The organism is Kitasatospora sp. NPDC059462, from assembly GCF_042749955.1.
Classification (GTDB): Bacteria; Actinomycetota; Actinomycetes; order Streptomycetales; family Streptomycetaceae; genus Kitasatospora.
In genome coordinates this window covers 1-9,235 of the sequence record NZ_JBHYUU010000167.1, presented here as the reverse complement: position 1 = coordinate 9,235, position 9,235 = coordinate 1, and the positions used below count along the sequence as shown (strand labels likewise).

10 protein-coding genes and 1 pseudogene are annotated in these 9,235 nt (G+C 76.8%); 7 read left to right on the top strand and 4 right to left on the bottom strand.

Features of this window, described 5'->3' with window-relative positions; all coding sequences use genetic code 11:
• Positions 1–114 precede the first annotated feature (114 nt).
• Complete coding sequence (locus ACFXAM_RS30615) at positions 115–843, bottom strand: carbon-nitrogen hydrolase family protein (protein WP_380296151.1); 729 nt, start codon at positions 841–843, stop codon at positions 115–117.
• A 142-nt stretch (positions 844–985) separates the two neighbouring features.
• Positions 986–1,564: a helix-turn-helix domain-containing protein gene (locus ACFXAM_RS30610; RefSeq protein WP_380296150.1), complete on the bottom strand. Its 579-nt coding sequence runs from the start codon at positions 1,562–1,564 to the stop codon at positions 986–988.
• Positions 1,565–1,633: 69 nt separating this feature from the next.
• Between ACFXAM_RS30610 and ACFXAM_RS30605 the strand changes: the two genes are divergently transcribed.
• Together ACFXAM_RS30605 and ACFXAM_RS30600 are read left to right on the top strand one after the other, a co-directional pair.
• Positions 1,634–2,425 (top strand): AzlC family ABC transporter permease, encoded by a 792-nt coding sequence (locus tag ACFXAM_RS30605; protein WP_380296148.1) that lies wholly within the window; start codon positions 1,634–1,636, stop codon positions 2,423–2,425.
• Positions 2,425–2,733, top strand: a complete 309-nt coding sequence (locus ACFXAM_RS30600; protein ID WP_380296146.1) for an AzlD domain-containing protein — start codon at positions 2,425–2,427, stop codon at positions 2,731–2,733. The genes ACFXAM_RS30605 and ACFXAM_RS30600 overlap by 1 nt, the downstream gene beginning before the upstream one ends.
• 29 nt (positions 2,734–2,762) lie before the next feature.
• On the opposite strand, the gene ACFXAM_RS30595 is transcribed toward ACFXAM_RS30600, so the two are convergent.
• Both ACFXAM_RS30595 and ACFXAM_RS30590 read right to left on the bottom strand, forming a co-directional pair.
• Entirely contained in the window at positions 2,763–3,089 is a 327-nt protein-coding gene (locus ACFXAM_RS30595; RefSeq protein WP_380296145.1) for a hypothetical protein, read from the bottom strand.
• Between the two features lie 49 nt (positions 3,090–3,138).
• Positions 3,139–3,714 (bottom strand): GNAT family N-acetyltransferase, encoded by a 576-nt coding sequence (locus tag ACFXAM_RS30590; RefSeq protein ID WP_380296144.1) that lies wholly within the window; start codon positions 3,712–3,714, stop codon positions 3,139–3,141.
• Positions 3,715–3,816: 102 nt separating this feature from the next.
• Between ACFXAM_RS30590 and ACFXAM_RS30585 the strand changes: the two genes are divergently transcribed.
• From ACFXAM_RS30585 to ACFXAM_RS30565, 5 genes and pseudogenes are all read left to right on the top strand, one after another.
• Positions 3,817–5,007 (top strand): acyl-CoA dehydrogenase family protein, encoded by a 1,191-nt coding sequence (locus tag ACFXAM_RS30585; RefSeq protein WP_380296142.1) that lies wholly within the window; start codon positions 3,817–3,819, stop codon positions 5,005–5,007.
• A gap of 94 nt (positions 5,008–5,101) precedes the next feature.
• Positions 5,102–5,371 (top strand): annotated as a pseudogene (locus ACFXAM_RS30580) (ADP-ribosylation/crystallin J1); the annotation flags it as partial.
• A gap of 521 nt (positions 5,372–5,892) precedes the next feature.
• Complete coding sequence (locus tag ACFXAM_RS30575; RefSeq protein WP_380296141.1) at positions 5,893–6,771, top strand: alkaline phosphatase family protein; 879 nt, start codon at positions 5,893–5,895, stop codon at positions 6,769–6,771.
• A 332-nt stretch (positions 6,772–7,103) separates the two neighbouring features.
• Entirely contained in the window at positions 7,104–7,583 is a 480-nt protein-coding gene (locus tag ACFXAM_RS30570; protein ID WP_380296139.1) for a hypothetical protein, read from the top strand.
• Positions 7,584–7,714: 131 nt separating this feature from the next.
• On the top strand, positions 7,715–9,094 hold the full coding sequence (locus tag ACFXAM_RS30565) for a multidrug effflux MFS transporter (RefSeq protein ID WP_380296137.1): 1,380 nt from the start codon (positions 7,715–7,717) through the stop codon (positions 9,092–9,094).
• Positions 9,095–9,235 lie beyond the last annotated feature (141 nt).

Below are 9,235 nucleotides of genomic sequence, written 5' to 3'. Positions count from 1 at the left end.
GCCGCCCCGGGGGCCGCCGGGGCTCGGTGTGGCGGCGGGGGGGGGGCGGTTGGCTGGAGCCGGCCCCCCCGCTCCGCGCCGGCTGGCGGGCCGCCTCCCCCCCCCCCCCACCCCCTAGCCCAGGACGGCGGTCACGACCTCGTCCGGTGCCGTGCCCGCCCTGGCGACCTCGGTGCCGTCCGGCGCCCAGACGCCCGAGCCGCCGGAGGTCGCGGCGAACTCGCCGCTCGGCCCGGCGGCGGTGGCCAGCACCACCCAGAGGCCGTTGTCCGCCGCGCGCGCGGGGTACCGGGCCTCCTTGGTGGCCAGGGCCTCGGCGCCCGCCCCGTACAGCGTGGAGGCGACGTAGGCGTCGGCGCCGAGCGCGGCCAGCCGCCGGGCGTGCCCGGGGTCGGCGGCGTCCGCGCAGATCGCCAGGCCCAGCCGCCGGCCGTCCAGCTCCAGGACGGACGGCCGGTCGGCGGCGGTGAAGCGGTCGGACTCGCGCCCGTAGAGGTTGGTCTTGCGGCAGACCACCGTGGCGCCCGCGCCGGTGACGGCGAGCGTGGCGATGTACGCGCGGCCGTCGGCCGCGGCCACCGGTGCGCCGACGAGGGCGGTGGCGCCGGTCCCCGCGCAGGCGGCGACCAGGGGCGCGAGCCGTTCGTCGGACGGGTCGACGGCGGGCGCGGCCAGGTCGTAGCCGGTCAGCGAGAGCTCCGGGAACACCACCAGGCGCACCGCCCCGGCCGCGCGGACCGCGGCGGCGTGCCGCTCGACGTTGACCGCGACGGTCTCGGGCCGCCCCGAGGGGTGGCAGGCGGGCTGGGAGACGGCGACGGCCAGGGGAGCGGGCGCGGGCACGGCGGGGCCTCCGGGGGTGAGCGGGCGCGGGTGCGCGGGGGTGACCGGGGGTGGCGATCACGATCAACCTATGAGCCCACCGGCGACCCGGCAAGGTTCACCCGTTCGGGTGCAGGTGAGGGCGCCGCCGCCCGGCGGCCCGTCAGACGTGCTCCATCACGATCACCGCGAGGGTGCCCGGCGCCAGGGCCCGGAACACGTGCGGCACGTCGCCGGGGTAGCTGACGTAGTCGCCCGGGCCCAGTTCGACGGGCGCCTGCGTCGGACCGGCCAGCGCCCGGCCGGCACCCAGCAGCACGTGCTCGACGGTGCCCGGCATGTGCGGGTCGGAGGCCCGGGTCTCGCCCGGCTCGGCGTCGATCCGGTAGATGTCGCGCCGGGCGTTCGGCGGGCAGGAGGCGAGCAGGGTCGCGGCGTAGTCGGCCCGCTCCGAGTGGGTGACCGGGCCCTCGCCGGCCCGCACCACCCGGACCACCGGGCGGGGCGGGTCGACCAGCCGGCTGAACGGCACGTCCAGGGCCACGCCGAGTGCCCAGAGCGTCTCGACGCTCGGGTTGCCGGCGCCCGACTCCAGCTGCGAGAGCGTCGATTTGGCGATCCCCGCCCGCCGGGCCAGCTCGGCCATCGACAGCCCGGCGCGCTCGCGCTCACGCCGGATCGAGGCCGCGATCAGCTCGATCAGCTCGCCCCCCGAGGGGTTCGCACCGTTGTGTCCACTCATCCGCGTTCGCTCCACACTGCCAGGCGTTCGCCTTGACGAACGACCTTCATGGCGTTCATTCTACTGGACATGCGTTCGCTCCTTCGAACCCTCGAACGCGCCACCCTGCGCGACATCGCCCTGGTCTGCCTCGCGGACGCCCTGGTCGGCGCCTCGTTCGGGGCGATCTCCGTCTCCGGCGGCCTCCCGCTCTGGGTGCCCGTCGCCATGTCCGTGCTGGTCTTCGCCGGAGGCTCGCAGTTCGCCGCGGTCGGCATCGTGCTCTCCGGCGGCGGCCCGCTCGCCGCCGTCGTCACCGGTGTCGTCCTCAACGCCCGCCTGCTGCCCTTCGGCTTCACCGTCACCGACGTCCTGGACGGCCCCCGGTGGCGCCGGCTGCTCGGCGCCCAGCTGCTGACCGACGAGTCCGCCGCGTTCACCCTGCTGCAGTCCGAGCCCCGGCGGCGCCGCGCCGCGTACTGGATCAGCGGCCTGGCCCTGTTCGTGATCTGGAACGTCTCCGTCGTGGTCGGCGCGGCCGCCGGCGGGCTGATCGGCGACACCGACGCCCTCGGCCTGGACGCCGCGTTCCCCGCCGTGCTGCTCGCCCTCGTCCTGCCCGCGCTCGGCGAGCGCCGCACCCGCACCGCCGCCCTGGCCGGCGCCGCCGTCGCGGTGGCCGCCACCCCGTACGTCCCGGCGGGCCTGCCGGTGCTGCTCGCGCTCGCCGGCCTGCTGTTCGCCGCCCGCCCGGCCACCCCGGCCGCTCCTGACACACCTGACGCTCCTGACGCACCGACGGCCGGGGCGCCCGGAGCCGGCCACGAGGAAGCCGGGGCCGCCCCCGGCCGTGCCGTGCGCCTCGCCGAGGAGGTCCGCTGATGCCCCTGACCGCCATCCTGCTGCTCGCCGCCGGCACCTACGCCTTCCGGGTCGCCGGACCGCTGCTCGGCGACCGCCTCACCGTCTCCGACCGCCTGCGCCACCTGCTCACCGTCTCCGCCGCCGTGCTGCTGGTCGCCCTGGTGGCCACCGGCGCGCTCACCCAGGGCCACGGCTTCGCCGGCTGGGCCCGGCCGGCCGGCGTCCTGGTCGCGGGCCTGCTCGCGGTGCGCCGCGCGCCGTTCCCGCTGGTGGTCGTCGCGGCCGCCGCGACCACCGCGCTGCTCCGCCTCTGCGGCGTCTCCTGACCACCCGCCGGGCGGCCGCTCCCCGCCGCTCAGCCGGCCCCGCCCCCGGCCTCCGCGAGCCGGTCGCGCTGCACCTCGGGCCGCTCGCTGTCCCACAGCAGCTCCCACACCGTGAACACGCAGTGGTAGTCCCGCATGCTCCCCTCGGTGATCAGCAGGTAGTCGTCGCCGTCCCGCAGCAGCCGGCGCCGCCGCCCGTTGAACGGGTGCTGCGGGGTGTACCCGGGCACGATCCGCCGCAGCTCGGCGAGTGCGTCCTCCCGGCCGCCCTCCACCTCGGCGAGCACCTTCGGACCCCAGATCCGGTTCTCCCCGATGCCCTCGGTCTCCTGCACGACCACGGCCCACCGGCCCACGGTCCACCACCCTTCCGGTTCGTTCCACGCCCCGCCCTGCGCGGGAGCGTCAGCGCGGCGACGCGGCCCCCGCGCCGCCCAGCGGCTTGTAGAAGACGGTCGTCCCGCGCGGGACCCCCGCCGGATCGGTCGCGAAGTCCGGCACCGTGCCGACCCTGGTCCAGCCCGCCGCCGCGTACATCCGCTCGGCGGGGCTGTCCGTCTCGGTGTCCAGCACCAGCGTCCGCAGCCCGCGCGCGGCGGCCGCCGACTCCAGGGCCGCCAGCAACCGCCCGGCCAGCCCCCGCCCCCGGTCCGCCCGGTGCACCATCAACTTGGCGACGTCCGCCCGGTGCCGGCCGTTGGCCGTCACCGCCGGACGCAGCTGCACCGTCCCGGCGATCCGGCCCGACCCGCTCTCCCTGCCCGCCCCGCCCGCCGGGCCGGGTTCGGCCACCCAGACCAGCAGCCGCCCCGCCGCCACGTCCGGGGCCAGTGCCCGCCACCAGTCGGCCGCCGCGACGCGGTCCAGCGGGGCGAGGAAGCCGACCGAGGCGCCGCCGTCGACGGTGTCCGCCAGCAGGTCGCCCAGCCGCTGCGCCGAACCGCGCAGGTCCTCCGCCGTCAGCTGCCGGACTGTGTACATGGTCACCCCTTCGTCCGCGGTCCGGCGCCGGCCGGGTGCGCCATACTCGCCGGTACTCAACGCCGCGACGGTTCGCACCCGCCGAGACTACAAGGAGCTTCCATGGCGAAGCCGACCAGGATTGACCCCGCCGACCTGCTCGCCGTCGGTGACCTGCTCACCGACGAGGAGCGCCTCGTCCGCGACACCGTCCGCAGGTTCGCCGACGACCGGATCCGCCCGTACATCGCCGAGTGGTTCGAGCGCGGCGTCTTCCCCGCCCGTGAACTCGCCCCCGAACTCGGCGCCCTCGGCGTGCTCGGCATGCACCTCGACGGCTACGGCTGCGCCGGCTCCGGCGCCGTCGCCTACGGCGTCGCCTGCATGGAGCTGGAGGCCGCCGACTCCGGCCTGCGCAGCTTCGTGTCCGTCCAGGGCTCACTCGCCATGCGCTCCATCCACGCCTTCGGCTCGGAGGAGCAGAAGCAGCGCTGGCTGCCGGGCCTCGCCGCCGGCGAGCTGATCGGCTGCTTCGCCCTGACCGAACCGGACTTCGGCTCCGACCCCGCCAACATGCGCACCCGCGCCCGCCGCAAGGGCTCCGGCGAGGGCGCGGACTGGGTGCTCTCCGGCTCCAAGACGTGGATCACCAACGGCGGCATCTGCGACGTCGCGGTGGTCTGGGCGCAGACCGAGGACGGCGTGCGCGGCTTCCTGGTCGAACCCGGCACGCCCGGCTTCACCACCACCGACGTGCCCGGCAAGCTGTCCCTGCGCGCCTCGGTGACCAGCTCGCTCGCCTTCGACGACGTCGTCCTGCCCGCCGACGCCGTCCTGCCCGGCGTCACCGGTCTGCGCGGACCGCTCTCCTCCCTCAACGAGGCCCGCTACGGGATCCTCTGGGGCACCGTCGGCGCCGCCCGCGACTGCTACACCGCCGCCCTCGACTACGCCGGGAGCCGCGTCCAGTTCGAGCGCCCGATCGCCGGCTTCCAGCTCACCCAGCAGAAGCTGGTCGAGATGATGCTGGAGGTCGAGAAGGCCTACCTGGTCGCGCTGCGGATCGGCCGCCTCAAGGACGAGGGCGCGGCCCGCCCGGCGCACATCAGCTTCGGCAAGCTCAACAACGTGCGCGCCGCCCTGGAGATCGCCCGCAGCGCCCGCACCGTGCTCGGCGCCAACGGCATCACCACCGCCTACCCGGTCCTGCGGCACGCCAACAACCTGGAGTCGGTGCTCACCTACGAGGGCACCAGCGAGATCCACACCCTCGTCCTCGGCGAGGCCATCACCGGCGAGTCCGCCTACCGCTGAGCCCGCCGACCCCGCCGATCCCGCCGACCCTGCGCCACCGCGAAATCCGGTACCGCCGCCGGGCCGTTCATGGCCACCGTCCCTGCCCATGCCCATGAACGGCCCGACGAACCCGACCGCGCCCACCCCCGCCACCACCACGCTCCGGCGCCCGACCGGTCCTCAGGAGCCGGCCCTGGTCGAGGCGGCGAACTGGCGCGCCTGGCCGCCGCGCCTGCCCGACCAGCCGATCTTCTACCCGGTGCTGAACGAGGACTACGCGATCCGCATCGCCCGGGACCGGAACGTCCCCGCCTCCGGCGTCGGCTACGTCACCCGCTTCGAGGTCGACACCGCCTTCCTCGCCCGCTACCCCGTCCGCCGACGAGTCCCTCCCACCCGCCGTCCGTGCCGACGGCGGCCGCCTGCCGCACACCGGCGAGCGGATCGGCCCCGACGCGCCCGCTTCGGCCGGCTCGGCCCGGGGCCGCTCACCGGACCGGCCGTCGCCCTCGCGCTGCGCCTGCCCGTCGCCGTCGCCGTCGCCCTCGCGCTGCGCCTGCCCGCCGCCGTCGCCCCGGACACCGGAACGCTGCTCGACCCGTACGATCCGGCCGAACGACGGGCCGCGGTCGAGGCGAACCCGCCGTGGTCCGCCCACTGCTGCGCCGCCGACCCGGACCGCGTGCTGGACGTGGTGCCGCGCGGCGGGCCGCCGACCGGCGCCTCGTACGCCCCGCCGCGGGCCGCGGGGCGGAGGAGGGGATTCCGGACGCCGCCCGTCCACCCGGCCGTCCCCTCCAGGACACCCGGCGGCCCGGCGGGGCGTGAAGCATGGCGCGGTCGCCGCCGCCCGCCCCCGTGCGGGCGCCGCCGACGCCCGCACCGTGAAAGGAACCGCCCCTCATGTCCACACCGCCGCCGCCGCGCCCCCACGTCCTCGTCGTCGGGATCGACGGCGTCCGGTTCGACCTGCTGGAGCGGGTGCCGATGCCGAGGCTGGCGGAGGTCGCCGCGGCCGGGTTCCTCGCGCCCGTGACGGTCGCGGACTCCACGCCCACTATGTCCGGCCCCTGCTGGGCCACCATCGTCACCGGCGTCGAGCCCGCCAAGCACGGCGTGTGGGGCAACCACCTGGGCGGCAACCGCCTCGACGTCTTCCCCGACTTCACCACCCGCCTCGCCCGCGGCGAGGGGCGCCGCACCTTCGTCGCCGCCGGCTGGGACCCGCTGGTCATCGGCGAGTCCGGCGGACCGCTGTTCCGCGCCCCAGGCCGGCTCTGCTACGTCGCCCCCGCCGAGGACACCCCCGAGGCCTGGGACGCCGTCGACGAGGAGGTCACCCGGGAGGCCGTCGACGTGCTGCGCGACGCCGACCCCGAGGCCTCCTTCGTCTACCTCGGCGCCGTCGACGAGACCGCCCACTTCCTCGGCTGCGGCGAGGAGTACCGCACCGCGATGCGGGCCGCCGACGAGCGCCTCGGCCGCCTGCTGGACGCGCTGCGCGCCCGGCCCGGGTACGCCGGGGAGGACTGGACGGTCATCGTCGTCACCGACCACGGCCACGTCGACACCGGCGGCCACGGCGGGCGCACGCCCGAGGAGCGCACCGCCTGGGTCGCCTGCGCCGGCCCCGGGATCCCCGCCGCCCCGCCCGTCGGCGAGATCCGCCACCCCGACGTCGCCGCCCAGGTGTACGCCGCGCTCGGCCGCCCGATCGACCCGCACTGGACCCTGGACGGCCGGCCCTTCCCGCTCGCCGCCCCCGTCCCGGCGGCGCTCTGACACCCCCGCGCCGGCCCGGGCGCCGGGCCCGGCAGTATCCGGCGACCGGGTGGCCGCCGCACCCGCCGGCACCCGGGCGGGTGCGGCCGGGCTGCGCCGCCGGTCGCGGCGGGCCAGGCTCGACCAGGGGGAACCCCGAGACCGGCCGGGCGCGCGTACGCCTCAAGGTGGAGGGCCTACCCCCCAAGGACGGCGCAAGGTCGCGACCTGCCGGTGACGATCCGGCACCCCGGCGCGGGTCAGGATGGAGACACACCGGGAGAACCGGGGCCGGAGTCGCGGGCCCGGGACACCGGACGCACCGCAGCACCACACGGGAGAGGACAGTCGGCATGAACGGCATCGCGGGCAGGATCGCACTCGGAGTCGCGGGCACCGGCATGGCCGTCGCCGTCGCCGCCGTGGTGGCGGGGCCGAGGGTGGCCGAGTGGTACGACGGCCGGCACCAGGAGCAGTCCAGCTACGCCAGCGGCAGCGCGGCCAAGGCCGACGGGCGCGCCGTCCCGGCCTGGCTGCCCGACAACGCCTCCTCCGTCCGCTACCTGATGTCCACCACCGGCGACGACCGCCTGCTGACCGCGACCCTCCCCGAGGGCCGGCTGCCCGCCGGCTGCCGGGTCGGCGAGCCCGGCAAGGGCAACCACCCGGCGCCGGTCTCGCTGCGGGCGGGCTGGTTCCCGGAGGGCGTCACCAACAAGGTCACCGGCTCCTGCGGGCACTACCACGTCACGCTGACCGGCAACCAGCTCTACGCGTGGCAGGACGGCGCCGCCGTCCAGGCCGCCCTGCGGGCCGAGCGGCTCGCGCGCTGAGACGGCGTCACCGGGGACCGGCCACCCCGCCCGGCGGCGGAAGGGCGGCCGACCCCCGACTGTCGGCGGCCCCGGGGGCTGCGGTAGGACGGAGCGAGCACGAACGCCGTGCTCGTTCCGAGAGGAGCCCCATGCCTGGTCCGACCGCCGGCCCCGCCGGTGACACGTCGACCGCCGCCTCCGCAACTCCTGCCGACTCCCTCACCGGCACCGACTCCCTCACCCCCGCCGAAGCCGCCGCCCCCTCCGGCCCCGCCGATCCCTCGGGCCCCTCCGGCCCCGCCAAGGCCCGGCCGGGCGGCGGCCCCGGCGGCCGCGCCACCATCGGCGTCCTCGGCGGCCTGGTCGCCCTCGGCCCCCTCACCACCGACCTCTACCTGCCCGGCCTGCCCGCGATCGCCGACGACCTCGCCGCCGAACCGGCCGCCGTCCAGCTCACCCTCACCTTCTCGATGTTCGGCGTCGCCGCCGGCCAGCTGCTCTTCGGACCGCTCAGCGACCGCTTCGGCCGCCGCCCGCCGCTGCTCGCCGGACTCGTCGTCTACACCCTCGCCAGCGTCGCCTGCGTGATCGCCCCCAGCCTGCCCGTGCTGATCGCCGCCCGCTTCGTCCAGGGCGCCGCCGGCGCCGCCGGACTGGTCATCGGCCGCGCCGTCGCCCGCGACCGCTTCGAGGGCGTCGCGATGATCCGCTTCCTCGCCTCGATCACCCTGATATCCGGTCTGGCCCCGATCCTCGCCCCGCTGTTCGGCGCGCAACTGCTGCGCGTCACCTCCTGGCGCGGCACCTTCGGAGCCCTGGCCGCGCTCGGCCTGCTGCTCACCCTGGTGGCCTTCGGCGCGCTGCGCGAGACCCTCCCGGCGTCCGCCCGGCGCGGCGGCGGCCTGGGCGCCACCCTGCGCACGATGGGCGGGCTGCTGCGCGACGTGCCCTTCCTCGGCCTGCTGCTGACCAGCACCTTCGCCTTCGGCGCGCTGTTCGGCTACATCAGCGGATCCTCGGTGGTGCTGCAGCACGTCTACCACGTGTCCCCGCAGACCTACAGCCTGCTGTTCGGGCTCAACTCGGTGGCCATCGTCGCCGCCACCCAGGTCAACGGGCGGGTGCTCGCCCCCCGCTTCGCCGCCGCCACCCTGATGCGGACGGGCCTGGCGGTCCTGATCGCCGCCGGGACGTTCCTGGTCCTGGCCACCGCCGTCTGGGACCTCGGGCTGGCCGCCGTCTGCGCCTCGCTGTTCGTGATGATGGCGGGCCTCGGCATCGTGCTGCCGAACTCGGCCGCCCGGGCGCTGAGCGTGGTCGCCCCGCAGACCGCCGGCTCGGCCTCCGCCCTCCTCGGCACCGCCAACTTCCTCTGCGGCGCCGTGGTCGCCCCGCTCAGCAGCCTGGGCGGGAACCCCTCGGCGGTGCTGCTCGCGCTCGTCGTGCTCGGCTGCTCGCTGCTCGCGGCGGCGTCCTACCTGCTGCTCCTGCGGCCGGGACGGTCCGCCGCGGAGCCCGCCGCGGTGTGACCGACCGCAGTGGGACCGATCGCCGTTCGACCGGTCGCGGTGTGACCGGTCGCGGTGCGACCGGCGTCATCGGCGGCGGCGCGCCCGGCACGGGTGCGGCCGTCCGCCGGAAAGGGACCCGCCGGGGTGCCACGACACGAG